The organism is Xanthomonas sp. CFBP 8445 (assembly GCF_025666235.1).
In the GTDB taxonomy this organism is placed as follows: domain Bacteria; phylum Pseudomonadota; class Gammaproteobacteria; order Xanthomonadales; family Xanthomonadaceae; genus Xanthomonas_A; species Xanthomonas_A indica.
The window spans coordinates 667138-690495 of record NZ_CP102594.1 but is presented as its reverse complement, the minus strand read 5'-3'; the positions used below and the strand labels follow the sequence as shown (position 1 = coordinate 690495).

23 protein-coding genes are annotated in these 23358 nt (G+C 69.6%); 4 read left to right on the top strand and 19 right to left on the bottom strand.

Features of this window, described 5'->3' with window-relative positions; genetic code table 11:
• Positions 1-77: 77 nt before the first annotated feature.
• From mdcG to NUG21_RS03045, 10 genes are all read right to left on the bottom strand, one after another.
• Positions 78-731 (bottom strand): malonate decarboxylase holo-[acyl-carrier-protein] synthase, encoded by a 654-nt coding sequence (gene mdcG / locus NUG21_RS03090; protein ID WP_263392246.1) that lies wholly within the window; start codon positions 729-731, stop codon positions 78-80.
• Positions 724-1428 carry a biotin-independent malonate decarboxylase subunit gamma gene (gene mdcE, locus NUG21_RS03085; protein ID WP_242084862.1) on the bottom strand — a complete coding sequence of 235 codons (705 nt, stop codon included), beginning with the start codon at positions 1426-1428 and terminating at the stop codon, positions 724-726. Before mdcE ends, mdcG begins: the two co-directional genes overlap by 8 nt.
• The gene (locus NUG21_RS03080) at positions 1428-2342 is read right to left on the bottom strand and encodes a biotin-independent malonate decarboxylase subunit beta (RefSeq protein ID WP_160945635.1); all 915 of its coding nucleotides are present in this window, start codon (positions 2340-2342) and stop codon (positions 1428-1430) included. Before NUG21_RS03080 ends, mdcE begins: the two co-directional genes overlap by 1 nt.
• A 292-nt stretch (positions 2343-2634) precedes the next feature.
• On the bottom strand, positions 2635-2949 hold the full coding sequence (mdcC, locus tag NUG21_RS03075) for a malonate decarboxylase acyl carrier protein (RefSeq protein ID WP_019797011.1): 315 nt from the start codon (positions 2947-2949) through the stop codon (positions 2635-2637).
• 9 nt (positions 2950-2958) lie between these two features.
• Complete coding sequence (gene mdcA, locus NUG21_RS03070; RefSeq protein ID WP_160945637.1) at positions 2959-4602, bottom strand: malonate decarboxylase subunit alpha; 1644 nt, start codon at positions 4600-4602, stop codon at positions 2959-2961.
• A 782-nt stretch (positions 4603-5384) separates the two neighbouring features.
• Positions 5385-5987 carry a hypothetical protein gene (locus NUG21_RS03065; RefSeq protein WP_263392245.1) on the bottom strand — a complete coding sequence of 201 codons (603 nt, stop codon included), beginning with the start codon at positions 5985-5987 and terminating at the stop codon, positions 5385-5387.
• Positions 5988-6211: 224 nt separating this feature from the next.
• Positions 6212-6427 carry a hypothetical protein gene (locus NUG21_RS03060; protein ID WP_184502632.1) on the bottom strand — a complete coding sequence of 72 codons (216 nt, stop codon included), beginning with the start codon at positions 6425-6427 and terminating at the stop codon, positions 6212-6214.
• Between the two features lie 3 nt (positions 6428-6430).
• Complete coding sequence (locus tag NUG21_RS03055) at positions 6431-6991, bottom strand: peroxiredoxin family protein (protein WP_263393023.1); 561 nt, start codon at positions 6989-6991, stop codon at positions 6431-6433.
• A gap of 381 nt (positions 6992-7372) precedes the next feature.
• Entirely contained in the window at positions 7373-7723 is a 351-nt protein-coding gene (locus tag NUG21_RS03050; protein WP_263392244.1) for a hypothetical protein, read from the bottom strand.
• A gap of 237 nt (positions 7724-7960) precedes the next feature.
• Entirely contained in the window at positions 7961-8713 is a 753-nt protein-coding gene (locus tag NUG21_RS03045) for an IclR family transcriptional regulator (protein WP_019796754.1), read from the bottom strand.
• Between the two features lie 212 nt (positions 8714-8925).
• Here NUG21_RS03045 and fucP point away from each other — a divergent pair, with 212 nt between their 5' ends.
• Together fucP and NUG21_RS03035 are read left to right on the top strand one after the other, a co-directional pair.
• Positions 8926-10233 carry an L-fucose:H+ symporter permease gene (gene fucP, locus NUG21_RS03040; RefSeq protein ID WP_263392243.1) on the top strand — a complete coding sequence of 436 codons (1308 nt, stop codon included), beginning with the start codon at positions 8926-8928 and terminating at the stop codon, positions 10231-10233.
• 3 nt (positions 10234-10236) lie between these two features.
• On the top strand, positions 10237-10611 hold the full coding sequence (locus NUG21_RS03035; RefSeq protein ID WP_019796753.1) for an L-rhamnose mutarotase: 375 nt from the start codon (positions 10237-10239) through the stop codon (positions 10609-10611).
• Positions 10612-10959: 348 nt separating this feature from the next.
• On the opposite strand, the gene NUG21_RS03030 is transcribed toward NUG21_RS03035, so the two are convergent.
• The 6 genes from NUG21_RS03030 to NUG21_RS03005 form a co-directional block, all read right to left on the bottom strand.
• Positions 10960-12279, bottom strand: a complete 1320-nt coding sequence (locus tag NUG21_RS03030) for an L-fuconate dehydratase (protein WP_263392242.1) — start codon at positions 12277-12279, stop codon at positions 10960-10962.
• Positions 12280-12555: 276 nt separating this feature from the next.
• Positions 12556-13413, bottom strand: a complete 858-nt coding sequence (locus NUG21_RS03025) for a fumarylacetoacetate hydrolase family protein (protein WP_019798227.1) — start codon at positions 13411-13413, stop codon at positions 12556-12558.
• A 32-nt stretch (positions 13414-13445) separates the two neighbouring features.
• Complete coding sequence (locus NUG21_RS03020; RefSeq protein ID WP_160945644.1) at positions 13446-14192, bottom strand: SDR family oxidoreductase; 747 nt, start codon at positions 14190-14192, stop codon at positions 13446-13448.
• Positions 14193-14223: 31 nt separating this feature from the next.
• Positions 14224-15108, bottom strand: a complete 885-nt coding sequence (locus tag NUG21_RS03015; protein ID WP_263392241.1) for an amidohydrolase family protein — start codon at positions 15106-15108, stop codon at positions 14224-14226.
• On the bottom strand, positions 15105-16136 hold the full coding sequence (locus NUG21_RS03010) for an aldo/keto reductase (RefSeq protein WP_263392240.1): 1032 nt from the start codon (positions 16134-16136) through the stop codon (positions 15105-15107). Before NUG21_RS03010 ends, NUG21_RS03015 begins: the two co-directional genes overlap by 4 nt.
• Before the next feature lie 192 nt (positions 16137-16328).
• Positions 16329-16997 (bottom strand): HAD-IA family hydrolase, encoded by a 669-nt coding sequence (locus tag NUG21_RS03005; RefSeq protein WP_263392239.1) that lies wholly within the window; start codon positions 16995-16997, stop codon positions 16329-16331.
• 166 nt (positions 16998-17163) lie between these two features.
• On the opposite strand from NUG21_RS03005, the gene NUG21_RS03000 reads away from it, so the two are divergent.
• A complete protein-coding gene (locus tag NUG21_RS03000) occupies positions 17164-17382 on the top strand; it encodes a hypothetical protein (RefSeq protein ID WP_263392238.1) in 219 nt (72 codons plus the stop codon).
• 298 nt (positions 17383-17680) lie between these two features.
• On the opposite strand, the gene glpK is transcribed toward NUG21_RS03000, so the two are convergent.
• The 3 genes from glpK to glpD form a co-directional block, all read right to left on the bottom strand.
• Complete coding sequence (gene glpK / locus NUG21_RS02995; RefSeq protein ID WP_263392237.1) at positions 17681-19180, bottom strand: glycerol kinase GlpK; 1500 nt, start codon at positions 19178-19180, stop codon at positions 17681-17683.
• Between the two features lie 100 nt (positions 19181-19280).
• Positions 19281-20102, bottom strand: a complete 822-nt coding sequence (locus NUG21_RS02990; protein ID WP_017916383.1) for an MIP/aquaporin family protein — start codon at positions 20100-20102, stop codon at positions 19281-19283.
• A gap of 160 nt (positions 20103-20262) precedes the next feature.
• Positions 20263-21777 carry a glycerol-3-phosphate dehydrogenase gene (gene glpD, locus NUG21_RS02985; RefSeq protein WP_263392236.1) on the bottom strand — a complete coding sequence of 505 codons (1515 nt, stop codon included), beginning with the start codon at positions 21775-21777 and terminating at the stop codon, positions 20263-20265.
• 626 nt (positions 21778-22403) lie between these two features.
• On the opposite strand from glpD, the gene NUG21_RS02980 reads away from it, so the two are divergent.
• Positions 22404-23327, top strand: coding sequence for an IS110 family transposase (locus NUG21_RS02980; protein WP_263392235.1), 924 nt, complete (start codon positions 22404-22406; stop codon positions 23325-23327).
• Positions 23328-23358: the final 31 nt, after the last annotated feature.

Below are 23358 nucleotides of genomic sequence, written 5' to 3'. Positions count from 1 at the left end.
CGGCGCCGCGCCGTCCACCGCTGCAGGTGCCCGCACGAAGCTGCGGTCTTCCACACCGCGCAGCGCCCGCAGTTCCATCACGCCCCCCATGCCTGCAGCAGTTCGGCGCGCGGCTGCAGCCGACAGTCGCGCAGCGCCTTGACCAGCAGTTGCGCGCTGTCGCCGGCCAGTTCGCGCCAGCTCACCGCGGCGCCGTCGGGCAGCAGCACTTCGCCATCGACGCGGCGGCCGTGGCGCTGTTCCCAGCGCGCCAGATCGGCGAGCAGCGCCGTCGCCCGCGCTGGCGACGGCACCGGCCACAGCAGATCGATGTCCGAGCCGGCCTGCACGTACGGCAAGCCGGTCAGCGCCTGCCAGGCGAAGGCGCCGAACACGCGCGGCGCAAGGCCATGCGTGGCGGCCAGCGCCTGCAGTGCGCGCAGCGGCCCTTGCCACGGCGGCACGGCCCGCACCTGCGCGCAGACCTCGTCCAGCGTGAGCGGTGCGCGCTGCCGCACTACCGCATCGCGCTCGGCCGACAGCGACAGGCGCTGCTTGCCTTCGGCCGGCGGCAGCGACACGCCGAGACGCAACAGCTGCGCATCATCGCTGCGATCGCCGCGGGCGACGATCGCCGGATGGCCGGCCGCGAACCAGTCGCGCAAGCGCGCCTGCGCACCCGGCGTACGCGCCTGCCACGGCGCGTCGGCCGCCAGCCAGACCAGGTCGTGCCGGGCGAGCGGCTCATGCATGGCCGGCGGCGACCTCCGCGGCAATCCGTGCGGCCAGCAGGCGGCCGTTGCGCTCGGCGCCGCGCTGCGCACGCGTGTCGCCGTGCAGCGGCGCCTGCAGCGCGGCGACCAGCGCTTGCGCCAGATCGCCCTGCCACAGCGCATCCACCGCGCCCATCGCCGCGTAGTTCTCCACGCCCGGCGCGAAGACCGGCGAGCTCTTGCTCAGCGCCTGCAGCTTCTCCAGTGGCTGTTTGGTGACCCGCGCCATCGCGCGCAGGTCCATCACCCTCACCTGCGCCTCGGGCAACGCATAGATCGCATCGGCCATCAGCCCGAAGGCGAGGAAGCCGCCGCTGACCGATTCGCCGTAGACCAGCGTCAGCAGCCGCGCGCCGCGCCGCCGCGCCAGGTCCAGGCATTGCGCCAGATGGCCGAAATAGCCGTTGATGCCGAGCAGTTCGTCCTTGCGCGACGGCCGCTGGCCGGCGGTATCGACCAGCATCACGATCGGCCGCTGCGGGTGCGACCGGGTGCTGTCCAACACCGCGGCGGCCAGCGCCAGCGCGTGCTCCACGCCCACTTCCAGCTTGTCGGCGCTGCCGATCACGCTGACCTCGCCCAGCGCGGTGCTGGCGCTGCCGCCGATCACGCCGTCGTGCACCTCGACCCGGTGGCCGAGCGGGAACAACGCTTCCAGCAAAGGCATCAGCTCCATCACGGGCTCCGGTCGGCAACGGCGGCAAGAAAGGCGGCGGTGTCCAGCAGCGGCAGCGCTTCGGGATCGGCGATACCCTGACGGCGCCAGATGTCCACGCCGTCGCGGCAGTCGCCATAGGCGTCCAGGCGCGTGCGCAGCGCGGCGTGCTCGGCGGCGATGCGCGCCAGGCCGTCGTCGTCCGCGGCCGCCGGCGGCGCCGCCAGCGCGGCGATCGCCGCGGCGCGGAAGTCCTCGATGGCATCGGCGACCAAGGCCTGCGCCTCGCCGAGCAGATAGCGGTGCTTGCCGCCGGTCACCCGCCACACCAGGGCGCGATCGCGCGAGTCGAATTCCTCCACGCCGCGCACCGTCTCGATCACTTCCGGACCCGAAAGACCAAGCCGCCCTTCCTCGGACATGACCACGCGCGTGCAGCAGCGGCTGACGATGCCCATGCCACCGAAGCAGCCATTGCCACTGCCGATCAGCGCCAGCACCGGCACGCCGGCGGCGCGCGCGTCCAAGGTGGCGCGCATGATTTCGGAGATCGCGATCAACCCGGCATTGGCCTCGTGCAGGCGCACACCGCCGCTGTCGGGCAGCAGCAGCACCGCCGCCGGCCTGGTCGCCGCGGCGCGCTGCAGCAAGCCGGTGAGCTTGGCGCCGTGCACTTCCCCGACCGCGCCACCCATGAACTGGCCTTGCTGCGCGGCGATCAGCACCGTGCGCCCGTCGAGCCGGCCCTCGCCGACGACGATGCCGTCGTCGAACGCGCCGGGCTGGTCCAGTTGCGCCAGGTGCGGACTCATCGCCCGCTGGCGCGGGCCGACGAACTCGCGGAACGAGCCGGGATCGAGCAAGCCGGCGATACGCTCGCGCGCGTCGGCTTCGTAGAAGCTGCGCGGGCGGCGATTGTTGGGGATCGCACTCATGCGCAACTCCGGTGTTGGGGACGTACTCGCCGAACTCGCCGAATCGGCAATGCGGGACCATCGTTCACTGCAGCGGGTATCCGGATCGCAGTCGGCGCCATCCAGGTGCTGTCGGAAGATCGTGTCGGGGCTGAAGCCCTTCCCACAGCGTTCCTCGCGGGAACGGGGTCCCTTGTAGGAGCGGCCTCAGCCGCGACGAACGCAGCCGAAATCTCGCACGCTCCAGACCCAGTCGGGGCTGAAGCCCCTCCTACAGAGAGCTCAGCGATTGCGGACATGCGGACTCGACGCATCACGCATCCTCCTGCAACGCTTCCACCGCCTGGTCCAGGCGCAAGCCGACCACCGCCGGAGTGGCGCCGACGTCGTTGATCGAGATGCGCACGTCACGCAGCGGATGGCGCGCGGCGAAATCGTCGAGCACCGCCTGCCAGATCGTGCCGAAGCCATCGGCGGCGGTGACGATCTCGATCTGCATCGCGCCGCCGAGGTCCTGCGGTTCGATCAGCACTTCCAGGTTGCCGGAAGACACCACTCCGACCAGCACGTGGTCGCGCCGGCCATTCGGCGCCAGGCGCCCGTCGTAGCGATAGCGAAGGGTTTCCATCGACGTCCCTTACCAGTTGCGGAAACGTTGCGGCGGCGCGTACAGGCCGCCGGACCAGCGCACCAGATCCTTGACGCTGCGCGCGGCCAGCAGGTCGCGGGTGGCGTCGCGCAGGCGGATGCCGAGATCCTCGGGGCGGCGGATCACGCCGCGGTCGCGCAGGTTCTCGACCATGCGCCGGTCGCGGCCCAGACCCACCGCGGTGTAGCCGGCCACGCCGCGGATCGCCTGTTCGCGCTCCTCCGGCGTACGGCACAGCAGCAGGTTGGCGATGCCCTCTTCGGTCAGCACGTGGCTGACGTCGTCGCCGTAGATCATCACCGGCGGCAGCGGCATGTTGGCGCGCTCGGCCAGTTCCCAGGCGTCGAGCCGATCGACGAAGGCCGGCGCCATGTGCTCGCGGAAGGTCTCCACCATCTGCACCACCAGCTTGCGCCCGCGCGGCATCTCGCCCGGGCGCGCGGCCTCGCGCCCGGCTTTGAGCCAGGCCTCGCTGCCGTGACGGCGGCCGCGCGCATCCGATCCCATGTTCGGCGCGCCGCCGAAGCCGGCGATGCGGTCGCGGGTGGCGGTGGAACTGTTGCCCTGCAGGTCGATCTGCAGCGTGGACCCAATGAACATGTCGCAGGCGTACAGGCCGGCGGTCTGCGAGAACGCGCGATTGGAACGCATCGAGCCGTCGGGGCCGGCGAAGAACACGTCGGCGCGTGCGGCGATGTAGCGCTCCATGCCGAGTTCCGAGCCGAACGAATGCACCGATTTGACGAAGCCCGATTCGATCGCCGGGATCAGCGCCGGATGCGGATTCAGCGCCCAGTGCCGGCAGATCTTGCCGCGCAGGCCGAGCGACTCGGCATAGGTCGGCAGCAGCAGTTCGATCGCCGCGGTGTCGAAACCGATGCCGTGGTTGAGCCGGTCCACGCCGTATTCGGCGTAGATACCCTTGATCGCCATCATCGCCATCAACACCTGGATCTCGGAGATCTGCGCCGGGTCGCGGGTGAACAGCGGTTCGATGTAGTGCGGACGCGGCGCCTGCACCACGTAGCCGATCCAGTCGGCGGGAATGTCCACGCGCGGCAGCGTGTCCACGATCTCGTTGACCTGGGCGATGACGATGCCGCCCTTGAACGCGGTGGCCTCGGCGATCACCGGCGTGTCCTCGGTGTTCGGCCCGGTGTAGAGATTGCCTTGGCGATCGGCGGCTTGCGCCGCGACCAGCGCCACGCGCGGGGTCAGATCGACGAAGTAGCGGCCGAACAGTTCAAGGTAGGTGTGGATCGCGCCGATCTCGATGCGCTTGTCGGCGACCAGCCGCGCCAGGCGCAGCGCCTGCGGCCCGGAAAACGAGAAGTCCAGGCGCTGCGCGATGCCGCGCTCGAACACGTCCAGGTGCGTCGGCAACGCCAGCACCGATTGCAGCAGATGCAGCCCGTGCACCCGCGCCGGATCGACCTCGGTCAGGCACTGCGAGAGGAAATCGGCCTGTTTCTGGTTGTTGCCTTCCACGCACACGCGATCGCCCGGCTCGATCACCGCCTCCAGCAGCGCCACGGCGTCCTGGGCCTCCACCAGGCGCCCGCGCGCCAACCCATCGGCGCGCTGCAGACGTTGCCGGCGATTGTCGGCGAGCGTGTTCCAGTCCTGAGGCATAAGGCTTTCCGTCGGCGAATGGAGGTGGCCCAACATGGTGGCGAGGCCGGACCGATACTGTAATTACGATATAATTATGAAGCTGTGACCAATGCACGCTGCGTTGCAACAGGCATGCTGTCGATCTGTTGCATCCGGATCCGGGGCACCCACGATTCAGCGTGCACGGCGTGCATGGTCGTGTCGTTGCCGGCCTTGCCGGCTTAGCGCCGCCCCAGACGTCGCGAGCGGTCGCCAGGGGCGCGGAGGAGCCGCGAGTGCGGGAGGGGGTCATGGGCATGCCGCGCACCGCCTGCGGCGGCTGCGTCGCCGTTCTGTAGCGGCTCTCAGGGCGTGTCGCCGATTCCCGGATGCCTCATTGGTTTTGACAGGCGCCGGCTGCGCGGCTGCCAGGACCAACCGAAGGGCCGCGCGACTGCGCGCCCCCATGGCCGCGTCATCGCTCGGGCGTGGACGGACGTCCACTTCCCCCGCCTCCTTGCCAAAAGCACACGCGATCGCGGCGCGGCATGCGCGGGATTTAGGGCACACGCCCCAGTGGCTGTTTCTTCTCCCCTCGGGAGCATGGTCCTCGTTTTTTGGGAAGGTGCCCCGCAGGGGCGGATGAGGCGACTGGCGAAGCCTCGTGCGCCCCAAACGCTGCGCGTCGCTTCGCGCCGTCCCCTCACCCAGACCCCCGCTCCGCGCCCTGGCCCGCGCTTGCGGCGCGGGCGCTCCAGGGTGCGCGCGCCAGTGGCGCGCAGGCCGCACCCTGTCGCCCCAACAGGAGAGGGGCGGCGTGCTCAGTAGCGCGCCGACGCCAGCGCCTGCGCGCGCTCCAGTTGCTCGGCGATGCGCTTGCGCGCCTGCTGCAGTTCCTGGCGGGTGGCGTCCTCCTTGGCGGCCGGCACCAGTTCGGCATCGATCACCGACAGCGCATCGGAATACTGCCGCACCACCGCCGCCGCGTAGGCGTTCATGTAGGCGGAGTTGTCCTTCTCGTCGCCCAGCGCCTGCAACTGCGCGCGGCCCTTGGCCACCTGCGCGGCGATCTTCTCCGCATCGCCAGGGCCACCCTTGCCGGCGGTGGCCGGGTCGGCATCGTGATGCACGGCAATGGTCTCGCGGGCGAAGTCGGCCACGGTCTTGCTGACATCGCGCGACAGCGCCTGCTTCGACAGCGCCACCACGTTGCCCTCCAGCACCTGCAGCATCGCCTTGGCCGAAGCGTCGCCACCGATCGGCGCACGCCCGCTTTCGCCGCCGACCGGCGCGGCGGTGGGCTCCGGCGAGGTGGCCGGCGCGGTGCGCGAGGCCTGGTCGCCGGGCTTGCCGCAGCCGCTCAACGCGACGGCGGTCAGCGCGGCCAGCAGGGACAGGCGGGCGGGATGAAAGGATGAGGTCATGGAACGCTCCTGGTTGGTCTGCGTCCCACCATGCCCAGCCACCGCGCAAACCTGCGTGAATCGTTGGCGGCGGACAGGGTTGGATGCAGGCTACCGTGAACGCATGCGCGGTAGCTGCAACGCCAAAGCGCCGCGCCTAGGCGCGTGCTGTGCCGCCGGCCGTCATTGCACCCATTGCGCTACATCCCCGGAGCCGGCCTGGCGCGACCGGCCCCGGGCGCGGCTCAGCCGCAGCAGTAGCAGATCAGCGGCTGTCCGGGGCCGCCCGGCCCCAGCTCGCCGCCGAACGGCGCGCATTCCTGCTGGCAGGCCCAGGCGCTGCAGGCCGCCTCCTTCTCGATGCCGTCGCCGGCAGTCGCCTGCACCGCGCCAAAGCCCATGCTGGCCAGGAACACGGCCGCGAGCATCCCGTTGCGTAACGCTGTCCAACGCTGTTTCATGGCTTACTCCTCGATGGTTGCCAAGGCCGGCGGCGCATCCGTGCTGCGCACTGCGGCCATCAGGTCCTGCATCCGCTCCGTGGTCTCGAAGACGCCGACGCGCGCGTAGCGCACGCGTCCCTCGCGGTCCAGCGCCAGCAGCGTCGGCACGTTGCGCGCGCGAAACAGCATCAGCGCGCGGCGATCGGTCAGCGTGGTCACCGGAAACGTAAAGCCATGCTCGGCGGCGTAGCGCTGCGCCTGCGCGGGACTGCAGTGGCACACGCCCAGCACTTGCACGCCGGGCTGCTGCGCGGCCAGGCGCTGCGCCGCCTGCACCACGTGCGGCGCCGAGCGCTTGCAGTACGGGCAGGTGGTGGTGAAGAAGAACAGCACCTGGCGCTCGGCCGTCGGCTCACCGAGCGTCAGCGACGCGCCGTCCAGGCTGGTGGCGGCGATACGCGGCACGTACATGCCCAGATACGGCTCGGTGGTGCGGGTGACGAACCAACGCCGTTCCTCGCGCAGGCTACGGTTCTGCCAGGCCAGCACCAGCACCAATGCACAGGCCACCAACAGCGCCAACCAACTCCAGGGAAACCGCCGTGCCATGCCGTGTGCCCGTGTCACCGTGTTCCCTGCAGGCTGCGCAGCTGTGGCGCGATGGTCAACGCTTTGCGCGCAGGTGCAGCGAATGCGTGATCAAGCTGGGGAGCGAGTCACGTGCCCCATGGGTGCGCATTCCAGCGGTGTGCTGCACGCATCGCGGCGCAACGCGTGTGCAGCGTCGCCATGCGCAGAACGCCGCCTCATGGCGCGACAACGCCGCCTTCACTGCATGCGGCACGCGGTCGCGATGTCGCTCGCTTGCAGGAACGGAATCAGGCAACGAAGCGTCGACGCACGCATGACGCAGCCTCGGCATCGCATTGGTAATTCGACCCGCCGGGCGGTTTGTCACGACCCTCAGGATGCGTCCCGCTCACCGAACGCACGCTGGCAGGCCTCGCGGTCGAACTGCAGCGCGGCGCGCATGCGCTGCTCGGTGAGTGGGCGTACCACCCAGTTCACCTCCAATTCGCCGCCGCGCGACACCACGGTGGGAATCGCCAGGAACCAGCGTGCGCCGGGGCCGCGGCAGTACCAGAACGCATCGCCTTGATTCACGGCTGGGCTATCCGGCAAGAGCGCCACCTGCTGCGTCGTGCGGATGAGCTGTTGCGCCTTCTTCAGCACCTGCAGATCCACGCCGCGCAGGGCGATGCCGTCGCTGGTGAAGGACAGGTGGCGAAACGAGGCCATCAGCAGGGCGTCCATGCGGCGCTTGTTGTATCGATGGAGGCCTACCGCCAGCAGCGCCACGATCGCGGCGAACAGATAGAAGACCGCGTTCGCCATCACTTGCCCTCAGTCACCCGACCACCACGCGCGATGCGCAGCGACCAGGCATGCGCTGGTCTCGCTGGCCGTAGTGCGCATGCGACACAGGACGCGACCGCACTTCCTGCAGGGAGGCATCCGCCACGGCACACCGGCAAATGTCAGCCACGGCGCCTACGCCAGCGCCGCACTGATCTGCGCCGCGGCATCGCACACCGCGCGCATCGCCGCCTGTGCGTCGATCGGTTGCGGGCGGCGTTCGATGAAGGGCACGGTGAGGGTGTAGCGGGCGATGCCGTGCTGCAGGATCGGTGCGGTGAGGTCGATCACCCCGACCACCGCCTCGCTGGGATGGATGCTGTAGCCCAGCGCGCGCACCTCCTGCGCCGCGGCCAGGAACGCGGCGCGGTCGTACGCCACCTCGCTGGCGTCCAGGCGCTGCAGCAACTGCGCCTGCGCATCGGCCGGCTGGAACGCGAACAGCACCAGGCCCGAGGTGGAGTGCGCGAATGGGCGGCGGTGGCCGGGACGCACCACCAGCCCCAGGTCGCTGGGCACGTCCATCTGAGCGATGACCACGATCTGGTCGTCCGACGGCGCCACCAGGTGGCAGGGCTGACGGATCGCGTCGGCCAGCGCGCGCATCACCGGCAGCGCCACTTCGGTGACGTTCTGCACGCGCGGCTGTTGCATGCCGAGCATGAACAGGCGGTTGGTCAGCGTGTAGCCCCCCTCGCCCGCGGCCCGGGTCAGGTAGCCGCGCTCTTCCAGCACCTGCAGCATGCGGAAGATCTCGCCGCGCGAGCGGCCGATGCCCTGCGAAATCTCGCCCATGGTCATCGGCCGCCCGTCGCGCGCCAGCAGCTCCAGGATGTCCAGCCCCTTGTCCAGGGCGGGCGCGCGGTACTTGGGCAAAGGGGTGGTCATTCCGTCGAGGACCCGGCAGCAGGCGAAGAGGGCTAGGGTACAGGGACGCCGCACCGGGCCGCACCGCTCGCGCGTTGCGCTGCGTGAATCGGCGCCGGCGACTCCATGCAAATATGAACTCAAATTTTATATTTGCATGGCACTCGCCGGCGCAGTACGCTCCGCCGACAATCCGAACGCGACGCGGCACACCTTGGGAGGGGTAGGCGGCAATGCACTACAGCAGCGAACGCGCCACCCCGGCGCCCGCCAGTCTCACCCGGACCGCGCTCGCGCCGCTGGTCCTGATCGTCAGCCTGTTCTTTCTCTGGGGCATGGCGAACAACCTCAACGACATCCTGATCAAGCAGTTCAAGAAGGCCTTCGAACTGACCGACCTGCAGGCCGGGCTGGTGCAGAGCGCGTTCTACCTGGGCTACTTCGTGTGCGCGATCCCGGCGGCGATGTTCATGCGCCGCTACAGCTACAAGGCCGCGGTGGTGCTGGGCCTGCTGCTGTACGCGGTCGGCGCGTTCCTGTTCTACCCCGCCGCGCAGGTGCACACCTACTGGCTGTTCCTGCTGGCGCTGTTCGTCATCGCCAGCGGCCTGGCGTTCCTGGAAACCACCGCCAATCCGCTGGTCACCGTGCTCGGCCCGGCCGAGGGCGCGGCGCGGCGGCTGAACCTGGCGCAGGCGTTCAATCCGCTGGGCTCGATCACCGGCATCCTGGTCGGCCAGCACTTCATCCTGTCCGGCGTGGAACATACCCCACAGGAACTGGCGGCGATGGCGCCGGCCGCGCGCGAGGCCTTCTTCGCCACCGAATCGCTGGCGGTGCAGACCCCATACCTGATCATCGGCGCGGTAGTGCTGCTGTGGGCGCTGCTGATCGGGCTGACCCGCTTCCCGACCACCCGCGCCGGTGGCGACAGCGCCGGCGCCGGCGGCTTCGGCCAGTTGCGGCGCAACCGTCGCTTCGTGTTCGCGGTGATCGCGCAGTTCTTCTACGTCGGCGCGCAGGTCGGCATCTGGAGCTACCTGATCCGCTACCTGCAGGACGGCGTGCCCGGCACCCCGGAGAAGACCGCCGCCGATTTCCTCACCGTCTCGCTGGTGCTGTTCATGGCCGGCCGCTTCATCGGCACGGCGCTGCTGCGTTTCCTGGCGCCGGCGCGGCTGCTGGGCGTGTTCGCCCTGCTCAACCTGCTGCTGTGCGCGGTGGCGGTGGCGCTGCCGGGCTGGATCGGCCTGTACGCGCTGGTCGCCAGCAGCCTGTTCATGTCGGTGATGTTCCCGACCATCTTCGCCCTGGGCCTGGACGGACTGGACGACGATGCGCGCAAGCTGGGCGCCTCGCTGATCGTGATGGCGATCATCGGCGGCGCCGCGCTGACTGCGGTGATGGGCGCGATCTCCGACCATGCCGGCATCCACTGGGCGATCGCGGTGCCGGCGCTCGGCTTCGCGGTGATCCTCGGGTTCGCGCTGCACGCTTCGCGCCGCAGCGCGACGCCCCTCCCCTCTGCCCGCGGAGCCTGAGCCATGCCGCGCCATTGCTATCTGCTGGACCTGCACGACGACCCGGCGCTGATCGCCGAATACGAACGCTGGCATCGTCCAGACACGGTGTGGCCGGAGATCGTCGCCTCGCTGCGCGCGGCCGGCATCCGCGAGCTGGACATCCACCGCTGCGGCGATCGCCTGGTGATGCTGATGGAGGTGGACGAGGCGTATTCGCCCGCGGCCAAGGCCGCCGCCGACGCCGCGGACCCGCGGGTGCAGGCATGGGAGGAGCTGATGTGGCGCTTCCAGAAGCCGCTGCCCGGTTCGGCACCCGGCGAGAAATGGCGCGAGGCGCTGCAGATCTTTTCGTTGCAGGCGGCGCTGGCGGAGCAGGAGCGCAAGGGGGCGGGCTGAGGCGTTTGCGAGCGGGTTTGCGTGTGTTGGAAAGCCGGTGCCTAGCGCGCGCGAGATCGGTTGGTTTGCCGCTTCGCTCGTCGCGGCTGAAGCCGCTCCTACAGTTCCAGAGAGTGCGGCAGGCGCGGCGGATGCTGGGTGGCTTTTGTGGGAGGGACTTCAGTCCCGACTGCGCCGACGCCGGTGCATTCACAGGTTCATGCGTCGCGACTGAAGTCGCTCCCACAGCGAGCGATCCAGCACCGCTGCCGCCGCCGTCGTAGGAGCGGCTTCAGCCGCGACAGATGCACTGGCAACCATCGCAACCGGTGCGTTTCCTTCTGCGGAAACGCACCAATTCGGTTGGCGTCAGGCGCCCTGGGCCGCCAGGTCCGCACTCCAGAACGGGCCATCCGGGTACAGGAACTGGGTGACCGAGGCGGCATGCATCTCGGCCGAGAAGCCCGGCGCCATCGGCGCCAGATAGCGGCCGTGCACGATCCGCACCGGATCGACGAAGTGCTGGTGCAGGTGATCGACGAACTCGATCGCGCGGTCTTCCATCTTGCCGGTGATGGCGACGAAATCGGCCATGGCCAGGTGTTGCACCAGTTCGCACAGGCCCACGCCGCCGGCATGCGGGAACACGCGCACGCCGAACTTGGCCGCCAGCAACAGGATCGCCAGGTTCTCGTTGACGCCGCCCACGCGCGCGGCATCGATCTGGATCAGGTCCACCGCGCCGGCCTGCAGCAACTGCTTGAACACCACCCGGTTCTGGGTGTGCTCGCCGGTGGACACCGGCACCGGGGCGATGCCGCGGCGGATCGCGGCGTGGCCGAGTACGTCGTCGGGGCTGGTCGGCTCCTCGATCCAGGCGATGTCGAATTCGGCCAGCTGGCGCATCCAGGCGATCGCCGGGCCCACGTCCCAACGCTGGTTGGCGTCCACCGCCATGGCGATGTCCGGACCGATCGCCGCGCGCGCCAGGCGGCAGCGGCGGATGTCGTCCTCCACGTTGGCGCCGACCTTGAGCTTGATCGTGCGGAAGCCGTCGGCCACCGCCTCCTTGGCCAGGCGCACCAGCTTCTCGTCGGAATAGCCGAGCCAGCCCGGCGAGGTGGTGTAGGCCGGATACCCCTGTTCCAGCAGCGTCTGGATGCGTTCGGCGCGCAGCGGTTCGGCCTCGCGCAACATGGCCAGCGCCTCGTCCGGGGTCAGCGCGTCGCTGAGGTAGCGGAAGTCGATCGTAGCCACCAACTGTTCCGGCGACAGCTCGGCGATGAAGCGCCATAGCGGCTTGCCGGCGCGCCGCGCGGCCATGTCCCAGGCGGCGTTGACCACGGCCCCGATGGCCATGTGCATCACGCCCTTCTCCGGGCCCAGCCAGCGCAGCTGCGAGTCGTCGGTGAGGCTGCGCGCGAAACCGCCCAGGTCGCCGATCACCGTCTCCACGTCGCGGCCGACCACGTGGTGCGCCAACGCCGCCACCGCCGCGCTCTGCACGTCGTTGCCGCGGCCGATGGTGAACGCCAGGCCGTAGCCGGCGAGGCCATCGTCGGCGTCGGTGCGCAGGCGCAGATAGGCGGCCGAATAATCCGGATCCGGATTCATCGCATCGGAACCGTCCAGTTCGCGCGAGGTGGGGAAACGAACGTCGAAGGTCTCGAGCGCGACGATTTTGCTCATGGGGATCCTGGTGGGTGAAGCGGTAGGAAAGTCAAAAAAACCGGTGATACAGCCCCTCTCCCCTCGGGAGAGGGGTTGGGGTGAGGGTGCGGTGGTGCATGGCGGGCACCGACCCTGCAAAACAAGAACGAAGTCAGAGCACGTCGCGGTGTCGCGCACGCGCGAGCGAAAATCCACATCTGCATACATTGCGAGGTGGCTTCGCCCCCGACCCTCACCCCAACCCCTCTCTCTCCCAAAAGGGGACTCCCTTCGGTCGCCGAAGGGAGAGGGGCTTTAAGCCGCGTCGCGCGGATGCGCGACCACGGCCTGGCGCTGCTCGCCCAGGCCTTCGATGCCCAGCCGCATCACGTCGCCCGGCTTCAGGTACACCTGCGGCTTCTGCCCCAGGCCCACGCCCGGCGGCGTGCCGGTGCTGATCACGTCGCCCGGCAGCAGGGTCATGTAGCGGCTGATGTGGCTGACCAGCTCGGCCACGCCGAACACCATCGTGCGGGTGCTGCCGTTCTGGTAACGGTGGCCGTTGACCTCCAGCCACATCGACAGGTTCTGCGGATCGGGCACCTCGTCGGCGGTGACCAGCCACGGGCCGATCGGGCCGAAGCCGTCGCAGCTCTTGCCTTTCACCCACTGCCCGCCGTGCTCGAGCTGGAACGCGCGCTCGGACAGGTCGTTGATCACCGCATAGCCGGCGACGTGCGCCAGCGCCTCGTCCACCGACACATCGCGCGCGGTATCGCCGATCACCACGCCCAGCTCCACTTCCCAGTCGGTCTTGAGCGAACCGCGCGGGATCGTCACCGTGTCGTTGGGGCCGCTGATCGCACTGGTGGCCTTCATGAACAGCACCGGCATCTCCGGCACCGCCATGCCCGACTCGGCGGCGTGGTCGGCATAGTTCAGCCCGACGCAGATGAACTTGCCGACGCGGCCCACGGCGGCGCCGTAGCGCACCTCGCCGTCCACCTGCGGCAGCGTGGCCGGGTCGAGCGCGCGCAGCCTGGCCAGGCCGGCGGCGGTGAGATGCTCGCCCGCAACGTCGTCGATCACCGCCGAGAGATCGCGCAGGTGGCCGTCGGCATCGAGCAGGGCCGGGCGTTCGTGGCCGGGTTCGCCGTAACGCAGCAGTTTCATGGGAAATCCTCTGTCGTAGTGGGAAGGCGCGGTCAGTTCGACCAGCCGCCGTCGATGATGTGGGTCTGGCCGGTGGTGAACGAGGATTCGTCCGAGGCCAGGTACACCACCAGCTGCGCGATCTCGCGCGGGTCGCCCAGGCGGCCCATCGGCTGGCGGTCGGTGAAGCTCTTCCACACTGCCTGCTCGTCGCCGCCCAGCGCCTTGACCCGCTCGCCCAGCGACGGCGTCTTGATCGTGCCCGGGCAGATCGCGTTGCAGCGGATGCCCTTGGCCACGTAGTCGGCGGCGATGGCCTTGCTCAGGCCGATCACCGCCGCCTTGGTCACGCCATAGGCGAAGCGGTTGGGCACGCCCTTGATGCTGGACGCCACCGAGGACATGTTGACGATGCTGCCGCGGCCCTGCGCGAGCATGCCCGGCAGCACCGCCTGGCACAGGTAGTACATCGCATCGACATTGATCGCGAACGAGCGCTTCCAGGCCGATGCATCGCAGTCGAGGATGCTGCCCTGGTGCACGTAGCCGGCGCAGTTGAACAGCACGTCGAAGGTCGGCTGCGCCGCCACCAGCGCCTGGATCGCGGCGGCGTCGGTGACGTCCAGGGTCTGCGTGGCGATGCCATCGGCCTCGGCGGCCAAAGCCTGCAGCGCGGCGGCGTCGATGTCGGTGGCCAGCACCTGCGCGCCTTCGCGCGCGCAGGCCAGTGCGCTCTCGCGGCCGATGCCGGCGCCGGCGGCGGTGATCAGGCAGCGCTTGCCTTGCAGACGGCCGCTCATGCGCGGCTCCCGGAAACGGATGCGAACGTGGTCATGGGGCGGGACTCCAGGTGGGGGAGGAGGAAGCGATCGGATCGGACAGGCGGTAGACGCGCCGCGCATTGCCGGCGAACACCGCCTCGGCGTCGCCGGCGGCATGCTGCGCGACCCAGGCCTGCGCCAGCGTCATCCAGGCGGCGTAGTCGGCGCGCTGGGTCAGCACCGGCCAGTCGCTGCCCCACAGCAGCCGCTGCGCGCCGAAGCAGGCGAACAGCTGCGCCACGTAGGGGGCCAACGCGGGATCGTCGATGGCGGCGTCGGCAGGGAGTTCGGTGAGCAGACCGGACAGCTTGCACACCACGTTGGGATGCTGCGCGAGCTGCGCCAGGCCGTCGGCCCAGGCCCGGAAGTCGGCACCGCCGATGGCCGGCTTGGCGGCATGGTCCAGCACCACGCGCAATTGCGGGTGACGCTGCAGCCGTGCCAGCAGCGCCGGCAGGTGCAGCGGCCGCACCAGCGCGTCGAAGGCCAGATCGTGCTGCAGCAGTGCGTCGAACGCCGCGTCCAGCTGCGGCCGCGCCAGCCACTGCGGATCGGCCAGGTCCTGCACCATCGGCCGCAGTCCCTTGAGCAGGCCGGCGCCGTCGGCGCACAACGCGGCGATGCGCGCGGCGACATCGGCCGCCTCGAAATCCACCCAGCCGACCACGCCGGCGATGCGCGGCTCGGTCCGCGCCAGCTGCAGCAAATAGCGCGTTTCCGCTTCGCTCTGCGCCGCCTGCACCGCCACCAGCGCGGTCACGCCGTGCGCGTCGAGCGTCGCGGCCAGGTCCTCGGGCAGGTAATCGCGGTACAGCACGCCCAGGTTTGGGGTCAGCCAGGCATAGTCGCCACGCGCCAGGCGCCAGAAATGCACATGGGCGTCGATAAAGTTCACGGCGTCGGCACCGGCGCGCGCAGCAGGCCGTCGTCGCGCAGCTGTTGCCACAGCGCCGCGGGAATCGCCGCGCGCAGGCGGGTGGCGGCGCTGGCCACTTCCGCCGGCGTGCGCATGCCCGCGACCACCGTGCTCACCGCCGGATGGGCCAGCGGGAACTGCAGCGCCGCCGCGCCCACGTCCACGCCGTGCGCCGCGCAGGCTGCGAACAGGCGCTGCGCGTGCTGCAGCGTGGCCGCATCCACCGGCGCGTAGTTGTAGGTCTCGCCCGGGCCGCGCGCATCGCTCAGCAGGCCGGAGCTGTACGGCCCGGCGACCAGGATGCCGACCTGCCGCTGCAGCGCCTGCGCCATGATCCGCTGCGCGGCGTGCTGCTCGAGCAGGGTGTAGCGGCCGGCCAGCATCACGCAGTCGAGCGGGAACAGCGGCAGCAGTTCCACCGCCACGTCCTCCTCGTTGACGCCGATGCCGATCGCCCGGCACGCGCCCTGCGCCTTGAGCGCGGCCATCGTCGGCAAGGCCTCGTCCAGCGCCTGCCGCAGCATGGCCGGATGGCGCGCGCCGTGGGTCAGGCGGCCGATGTCGTGCAGCAGCAGCACATCGATGTGATCGGTGCCGAGCCGCTGCAGGCTGGACTCGAATGCACGCAGCACGCCATCGCGGCTGTAGTCGAACTCGGCGCGGCGCCCGGCCACGGCGAAACCCTCGCGCCCCGGCGCGGCCGCGGCATCGTCGTAGACGCAGCGCCCGACCTTGGTCGAGAGCGTGTAGCTGGCGCGCGGCAAGCCGCGCAGGCCCTGCCCCAGGCGTTGCTCGCTCAGCCCGTAGCCGTAGTACGGCGCGGTGTCGAAATGGCGGAAGCCGGCGGCATAGGCGTCGGCCACTGCGGCCAGCGCCACCGCGTCGTCCACCTCGGTGTATAGGTTGCCGATCGGCGCGGCGCCGAAGCCCAGCGTGGACAGGTGCACGCCGCTGGCGCCCAGCGCACGTGGAGCGCTGACGGCATCGGTGGCGGCGCTCAACGCCATGCCCGAACTCCCAGGATGGGCCGCACCGCAGATCGCCCGCGGACGCGCGAGGGACGGTGGCGACGGGGATTGCACATGGCACGCCTCTGCCCGGGATCGGGCGCGGTGGGTTAAGGCCGCAGCATGCGCGCTCTGGATGGCAGCGGGCACGGCGACTGTTCGCATATGAATATAGCAATCACAAGTGAACAATCAACCTGCAGCGCAGCAATCGCCTGGTCGGCGTTGGGACGGCAGCACCAGCGCTGACAGCGCGTCCGGCCGCTGCAGCAACGGCAGCGGCGTGTGCGGCTGCAAGGCCGCCGGCAAGGTGTAGCCCCAGGCCACGCCGGCAAACGCGATGCCGGCCTGACGTGCGGCCTCGGCATCGCGGATCTCGTCGCCCACGCAGAGCGCCCGCGCGGCGGGGACGCCGCAGGCGCGCAGGCTGGCGCGCAGCTTGCGGCGCTTGCCCAGCACCGCCGCGCCGCAGCGCACGTCGCGAAACTGCGCGAGCAACGCCGGGCCGAGCACGCGCTCGGCGTTGGCGCGGCTGTTGGACGTGACCAGGGCCAGCTGCACCCCGGTCTGCGCCAACTGCACAAGCAGCTCGGCGATGCCGTCGAACAAGGCGATACGCGCGATCTGCTCGCTCATCAGCGTGCGCATCCGTTGCGCCACCGCCGGCACCCGCCACCAGCGCAGGCCGCTGCGCGCCATGAGCTCGCGCGCGCTCAGGCTGCGGATTTCGTCCAGCCGTTCGACGTCGAAACGGCGGAAGCCGAATTCGTCGGCGACGCCGTTGATGGTCGCCAGGAACCAGGGGAAGGAGTCGGCCAGGGTGCCGTCGAAATCGAAGATGACCAGGTCGTAGCGGCGCATGCGGCGGCAGCATGCCGGAGCGCTGGCATCCACGCCAGCGGCACGCCTGCCGATCGCGGCAGCCAGGCACGCGGATTGGCCCGCCTTTCATCCGCCGTTGCCGTGCGCTTCACCCGCACGCGCCTGCGCAGCGCGCACGCTGCAGGCTCATCGCACGGAGACGGCCATGCACATGCAATCCCCCAACCCCGCCCAGGATCCGCAGCAGCCACCGAACGAGGTGCCGGGCCAGGTGCCGAACCCGGGCGTGGACCCGACCCCGGACCGGCCGATCGATCCGATCCCCGACCAGCCGACCGACCCGACCATCCCGCCGATCCAGGACCCGGTCGGCGGCGTCGACGCCCCGGTGCCGGGTCCGCGCGGACCGACGCAGTACGTCTAGGCAGCTGCGACCAAGGAGCGAGTGTGGAGCTTGCGGCGCGCGATCCGCCGCAGGAATAACGTCGATGCCGGTTGGAACGCCGCGGCTCGGCGTTCATGGGAAAGCCTGCCGCGGCTGAAGTCGCTGCTACGCGATTCGTATCGCGGCTGCCAGGTTCGCGACAACACGAATGATGAAGCGACCTTGCTGCCGGCAGACGCAAGAGCATCCACCGTCGTAGGAGCGGCTTCAGCCGCGACCAGGCTTTCCCAGGAACGCCCGGTCGCGGCTGAAACCGCTCTTACGTGTTTTGCTTGCCTCAGCGAATCCGAAAGCCCATCGTCGCCTCTACCGCCTGCTGCCAGCCGGCGTACAGGGCCTCACGGCGCTCGGCCGGCATGTCCGGCTCGAAGCGGCGGTCCACCGCCCACTGCTGGGCGATCTCGGCACGGTTCTTCCAGAACCCGGTGGCCAGGCCGGCCAGGTAGGCCGCGCCCAGTGCGGTGGTCTCGGCCACTTCCGGGCGCAGCACCGGCACGTCCAGGATGTCGCTCTGGAACTGCGCCATGAAGTCGTTGGCGATGGCGCCGCCGTCGGCGCGCAGTTCCTTCAGTTCGATGCCCGAATCGACCTGCATCGCGGTCAGCACGTCGCGCGTCTGGTAGGCCATCGACTCGATCGCGGCGCGGATGAAATGCTCCTTGGTGGTGCCGCGGGTCAGGCCGAACACCGCGCCGCGGATGTCGCTGCGCCAGTACGGCGCGCCCAGGCCGACGAAGGCCGGCACGAAATACACGCCGTCGTTGTCGCCGGCGCGCTCGGCATAGGCCTGCGAGTCGCTGGCCTTGCCGAGCATGCGCAGGCCGTCGCGCAGCCACTGCACCACCGAGCCGGCGACGAAGATCGCGCCTTCCAGCGCGTACTCGACCTTGCCGTCCACGCCCCAGGCGATGGTGGTGAGCAGGCCGTTCTTCGACGCCACCGCCTTCTCGCCGGTGTTCATCAGCATGAAACAGCCGGTGCCGTAGGTGTTCTTGGCCATGCCCGGCTCGAAACAGGCCTGGCCGAACAGCGCCGCCTGCTGGTCGCCGGCGATGCCGGCGATCGGCACCGCGTGGCCGTAGAAATACTGGCCCTGGGTGTTGCCGTAGATCTCGCTGGACGAGCGCACCTCCGGCAGCATCGAGGCGGGGATGTCCAGCAGCTGCAGCAGTTCCTCGTCCCAGCGCAGTTCATGGATGTTGTAGAGCAGCGTGCGCGAGGCATTGGTGTAGTCGGTGACGTGGACCTTGCCGCCGGTGAGATTCCAGATCAGCCAGCTGTCGATGGTGCCGAAGGCCAGTTCGCCGCGCTGCGCGCGTTCGCGTGCGCCCTCGACGTGGTCGAGGATCCACTTGACCTTGGTCCCGGAGAAATACGCATCGATCAGCAGGCCGGTCTTGGCCCGCACCAGGTCCTCGTGGCCGTCGGCCTTGAGCTGGTCGCAGATGTCCTTGGTCTGTCGCGACTGCCAGACGATGGCGTTGTAGATCGGCTGGCCGGTGGCGCGGTCCCACACCACCGCGGTCTCGCGCTGGTTGGTGATGCCGATGCCGGCGATCGCGCTGGCGTCCACCTGGTGGTTGTTGAGCAGTTCGGTGATCGTGGTGTAGACGCTGGTCATGATCTCGCGCGGGTTGTGCTCGACCCAGCCCGGCTGCGGGAAGATCTGCGAGAACTCGCGCTGGGCCATGCCGACGATGCGGCCCTGGCGGTCGAACAGGATCGCGCGCGAACTGGTGGTGCCCTGGTCGATGGCCAGGATGAACTGCTTTTCCATCGGAGACTCCTGCGGGATGCACGCCGCGCGCACGGGCGCGGCGCCAACGGGGAATGGGGAGATGCGCGCAAAGCGCGCGGAAACGAACGTCCGGCGGGCGCTAGCCGCGGCGCGCGGCGGCCTGTTCCTCTTCCAGCGCCTTCACCCGTGCCGGCAGGAACGGATAGATCAGCCACTGGTAGGCGGCACCGCCGATCACGCCGCCGATCAGCGGGCCGACGATCGGGATCCACCAGTAGTTGTCGGCCGACGGCAACGCCGAGGAACCCCAGCCGGCGACGTAGGCGAACAGGCGCGGGCCGAAGTCGCGCGCCGGATTGATCGCCCAGGCTTCCAGATAGCCCATCGACGCGCCGATGGTGGCCACCAGCAGGCCGATGATCAGCGCACCGGAATTGGCGGTGGGCGCGGCTTCGTTGTAGCGCTCGGTGATGGCGAAGATGCCGAAGATCAGGAACGCGGTCAGGATCACCTGGTCGCGCAGCGCGTGCATCGGCGTGATCGCCAGGCCCGGCGCGGTGAAGAACACCCCGGCCGCGCCGCCGCCGGCACGGGTGAGATGCTGCGCCTGGTTGTAGTGGTCGATCACCGGCGCGAACAGCAGGTACACGATCCACGCGCCGAGGAACGCGCCGATCACCTGGGCCACCCAGTACGGCAGCACCTTGGGCCAGGGAAAGCCACGGTACAGCGCCAGCGCCAGGGTCACCGCCGGATTGGCGTGGGTGCCGGACACCGAGCCGGTGACGTAGATGGCGATGGTCACCGCCAGGCCCCAGGCGATGCACACGCCCCAGTAGGCGTGCTGGTAGGGGCTGGGGTCGTAGAGCACGTACATGCACGCCACCGAGCAGCCGAAGGCGATGATGATCAGCATCGCGATCGCCTCGGAAATCAGTTCACCCACCAGTTGCCGGCTCATGCCCATGCCTCCCGGCCTGCCGTCGTTGCCGCTGTCGATCCACCCATGCCTGCCACCCTCCACGGTTGCGTCCAGGTTCCTGCGCCGCGGCGGGGGCCGGGCGCAGCGCGATTGTGCACGCGCCGCCGCGGCCCGAACCGGGCCGGCGGCAGCGTTTTGATCATGCCGGTGCCGCGGCCAGCGTGGCCGGCGCCTGTTGCAGGTAGGCGACCAGGCGCTCGCGGCCGGTGGCGTCCACGCGCAGGCCGAGCTTGCTGCGGCGCCACAGCAGGTCGTCGGCCTCCACCACCCACTCGTGCTGGCGCAGGTAGTCGACCTCGGCCTGGTACAGGTCGGCGCCGAAATGCTGGCCCAGGTCCTGCAGCGAGCTCGCCTCGCCCAGCAGCGTGTCCGCGCGGGTACCGTAGTTGCGCGCCAGCCGCTGCGCGGTGGCCTCGGCCAGCCACGGCCGTGCCGCGCGCAGTTCGCGCGCCAACGCGGCGATGTCGTTGCGTTCGCCGCCGGGCAGCGGCGCGCCATGCGCGGTCCAGGCCGGTGCCTTGCGTCCGGCGTGCGCGGTCAGCCGGTCCACCGCCTCTTCGGCCAGCTTGCGATAGGTGGTGAGCTTGCCGCCGAACACGTTGAGCAGGGCCGCGCCGTCGCGTGCATCCAGTTCCAGCAGATAGTCGCGGGTGACCTCGGCGGCGTTGTCCTCCTCGTCGTCGAGCAGCGGGCGCACGCCGCTGTAGCTCCACACCACGTCGTCCGGGGCGATCTGCTTGCGGAAATAGCGGTTGGCCGCCTCGCACAGATAACGCGTCTCCTCGCCGTCGATGCGCGGCGCGGCCGGATCGGCACGGTAGTCGACATCGGTGGTGCCGATCAGGGTGTAGTCCTGCTCGTAGGGAATGGCGAAGACGATGCGCCGGTCCGGCTGCTGGAAGATGTAGGCGTGGTCGTGCTCGAACAGCCGCGGCACCACGATGTGGCTGCCCTTGACCAGGCGCAGCGCGTGGTCGTGGCCGACATGCGCCACCTCGTCCAGGAACTGCACCGCCCACGGCCCGGCGGCATTGACCAGCGACCGCGCGCGCAGTTCCTCGCGGCGGCCGTCGGCGTGCTGCAACTGCACCTGCCACAGGCCCTCCACGCGGCGCGCGCCGACGCAGCGGGTGCGGGTGAGGATGCGCGCGCCGCGCTGCGCGGCGTCCATCGCGTTGAGCACCACCAGCCGCGCGTCCTGCACCCAGGCGTCGGAATAGACGAAGCCGGTGCGGAACTCCTCGCGCAGCGGCGCGCCCACCGGATGCGTGCGCAGCGCCAGGCGCCGCGAGCCCGGCAGGGTGCGGCGGCCGCGGCCGAGGTGGTCGTACAGGAACAGGCCGGTGCGGATCATCCACGCCGGGCGCAGGTGCGGCTGGTGCGGCAACAGGAAGCGCAGCGGCCAGATGATGTGCGGGGCCAGCCGCAGCAGCACCTCGCGCTCGGCCAGGGCCTTGCCGACCAGGGCGAACTCGTACTGCTCCAGATAGCGCAGGCCGCCGTGGATCAGCTTGGTGCTGGCGCTGGAGGTATGCGCGGCCAGATCGTCGCGCTCGCACAGGCACACCGACAGGCCGCGACCCACCGCATCGCGGGCGATGCCCACGCCGTTGATGCCGCCACCGACCACCAGCACATCGTAGGTCTCACGCATAGCCGACTCCGGAAATGTCGTGTCCGGGCTCGGCGGAGGCGCCAAGCGCGGAACTGAGGACGAAAAGATCGTAAACGAACATTTTCGAACATATCACGCTGCACTGCAGCGTGGCGTCGACGGTGCCGGAGAAACGCGGCAACAGGCCTGACAGTCCTAGTTCATGGACAGCCGAGAGCACGCAGGACGCCGGCGCGGCGCGCCAAAGCGCCACATCACGCAACATTAACGAAATAATTCGAACACGGGCTCCATCCGCCGCCAGCGTCGGAGCCAGAGCCGGCGGTCCACTCAAGGACACCTCTAATGCCGCCTTATCGCCGGGCGCGGCAGGATGTCTCGTCTCGACTGTAGGAGCGGTTTTAGCCGCGACGGGCATTCCCAGTGACGCCCGTCGCGGCTAAAGCCGCTTGTGTCTTATGAGGCTCTATCGTTGTAGGTGAGAGCGGAGTGCGGCAGGCCGTTTAGCCGCAGTGCCAAGCAAGCACGAGTAGGAGTCAGCGCCGCCGCACTCCGTACTCCTGCCTCACAAGCCCGAACAGTTGCCCGAGTCGCGAGCTCGAACTCCACAAGCATGGGCATCGGCAGGAGTGCTCTCACCCCTGAGTCTACTGCGGAGAACGTCTATGCGACGCTTTGTCGGGATCGATGTTGCCAAGGCCGAACTGGTCATTCATGTCCTGCCGGAGGGCCACACTTGGACCCAGCCCAACACCGCGCAGGAGCGGTTTGCGCTGGCCCAGTGCCTGGCGGGGCTGGACTGCGAGCGGATCGTGCTGGAAGCCAGCGGTGGCTACGAACATGCCCTGCTGCGAGTACTTCGGGAGGCGGGCCTGCCAGCGGCGCGGATGGCCGCCGATCGTCCGCGGAACCTGGCCAAGGCCCTTGGCCTGCAGGCCAAGACCGACGCCCTGGACGCGCGCCTGTTGGCCATCGCCGCCCAGCACATTCCGGCCACGCCCACAGCCGTACCGCCCGAGCATCTTCAGTCCCTGCGCGAACGGCTGGATCTACGTGACACCCTGGTCGGCCAGCGTGATGCCCATCGGCGGCGGCTGGAGCACATCACCAGCCCCGAGGTGCAAGGCCACTGCCAAGAGGTGATCGCCCTACTGAACCAGAAGATCCAGGCTTTGACGCGGCAGATCGAGCAGCAGGCTACGACCTGCTCCACGCTGCCGAAGGTGCCCGGACTCGGCGCAATCCTGCGCGCGGTCCTGGCCGCACGGCTGCCGGAGCTGGGCAAGTTACCGCCGCGCAAGCTCGCTGCTCTGGTCGGGCTGGCCCCATTCAATCGCGACAGTGGCCGCTGGCAGGGCCAGCGTCGCATCAAAGGCGGACGGGCCGACGTCCGACGCGTGCTGTACATGGCCAGCTGGGCCAGCATCCGCGCCAAATCCCCTTTGGCCAACACCTACGCGCGCCTGCGCGCAGCTGGCAAGCCGGCCAAGGTCGCCATCGTCGCCTGCATGCACAAGTTCTTGCGCTGGCTCAATGCGATCGCGCGTGATCAGGCAACGTATGCCCCTCCTGCCATCGCGGCTGCATGACAGTTGACTCCTACCGATGGCCTTCGTCGTT

Bases quoted from the DNA above. Each gene is read 5' to 3' on its own strand.
- mdcA (WP_160945637.1), bottom strand. From the start codon at position 4,602: ATGCCTCAGGACTGGAACACGCTCGCCGACAATCGCCGGCAACGTCTG.
- NUG21_RS03025 (WP_019798227.1), bottom strand. From the start codon at position 13,413: ATGAAACTGCTGCGTTACGGCGAACCCGGCCACGAACGCCCGGCCCTG.
- NUG21_RS03050 (WP_263392244.1), bottom strand. From the start codon at position 7,723: ATGGACGCCCTGCTGATGGCCTCGTTTCGCCACCTGTCCTTCACCAGC.
- NUG21_RS03060 (WP_184502632.1), bottom strand. From the start codon at position 6,427: ATGAAACAGCGTTGGACAGCGTTACGCAACGGGATGCTCGCGGCCGTG.
- NUG21_RS02990 (WP_017916383.1), bottom strand. From the start codon at position 20,102: ATGAGCCGGCAACTGGTGGGTGAACTGATTTCCGAGGCGATCGCGATG.
- mdcE (WP_242084862.1), bottom strand. From the start codon at position 1,428: ATGGAGCTGATGCCTTTGCTGGAAGCGTTGTTCCCGCTCGGCCACCGG.
- fucP (WP_263392243.1), top strand. From the start codon at position 8,926: ATGCACTACAGCAGCGAACGCGCCACCCCGGCGCCCGCCAGTCTCACC.
- NUG21_RS03020 (WP_160945644.1), bottom strand. From the start codon at position 14,192: ATGAGCGGCCGTCTGCAAGGCAAGCGCTGCCTGATCACCGCCGCCGGC.
- NUG21_RS02980 (WP_263392235.1), top strand. From the start codon at position 22,404: ATGCGACGCTTTGTCGGGATCGATGTTGCCAAGGCCGAACTGGTCATT.
- NUG21_RS03005 (WP_263392239.1), bottom strand. From the start codon at position 16,997: ATGCGCCGCTACGACCTGGTCATCTTCGATTTCGACGGCACCCTGGCC.
- glpK (WP_263392237.1), bottom strand. From the start codon at position 19,180: ATGGAAAAGCAGTTCATCCTGGCCATCGACCAGGGCACCACCAGTTCG.
- NUG21_RS03000 (WP_263392238.1), top strand. From the start codon at position 17,164: ATGCACATGCAATCCCCCAACCCCGCCCAGGATCCGCAGCAGCCACCG.
- NUG21_RS03080 (WP_160945635.1), bottom strand. From the start codon at position 2,342: ATGAGTGCGATCCCCAACAATCGCCGCCCGCGCAGCTTCTACGAAGCC.
- mdcG (WP_263392246.1), bottom strand. From the start codon at position 731: ATGCATGAGCCGCTCGCCCGGCACGACCTGGTCTGGCTGGCGGCCGAC.
- NUG21_RS03035 (WP_019796753.1), top strand. From the start codon at position 10,237: ATGCCGCGCCATTGCTATCTGCTGGACCTGCACGACGACCCGGCGCTG.
- mdcC (WP_019797011.1), bottom strand. From the start codon at position 2,949: ATGGAAACCCTTCGCTATCGCTACGACGGGCGCCTGGCGCCGAATGGC.
- NUG21_RS03045 (WP_019796754.1), bottom strand. From the start codon at position 8,713: ATGACCACCCCTTTGCCCAAGTACCGCGCGCCCGCCCTGGACAAGGGG.
- NUG21_RS03065 (WP_263392245.1), bottom strand. From the start codon at position 5,987: ATGACCTCATCCTTTCATCCCGCCCGCCTGTCCCTGCTGGCCGCGCTG.
- NUG21_RS03010 (WP_263392240.1), bottom strand. From the start codon at position 16,136: ATGGCGTTGAGCGCCGCCACCGATGCCGTCAGCGCTCCACGTGCGCTG.
- NUG21_RS03030 (WP_263392242.1), bottom strand. From the start codon at position 12,279: ATGAGCAAAATCGTCGCGCTCGAGACCTTCGACGTTCGTTTCCCCACC.
- glpD (WP_263392236.1), bottom strand. From the start codon at position 21,777: ATGCGTGAGACCTACGATGTGCTGGTGGTCGGTGGCGGCATCAACGGC.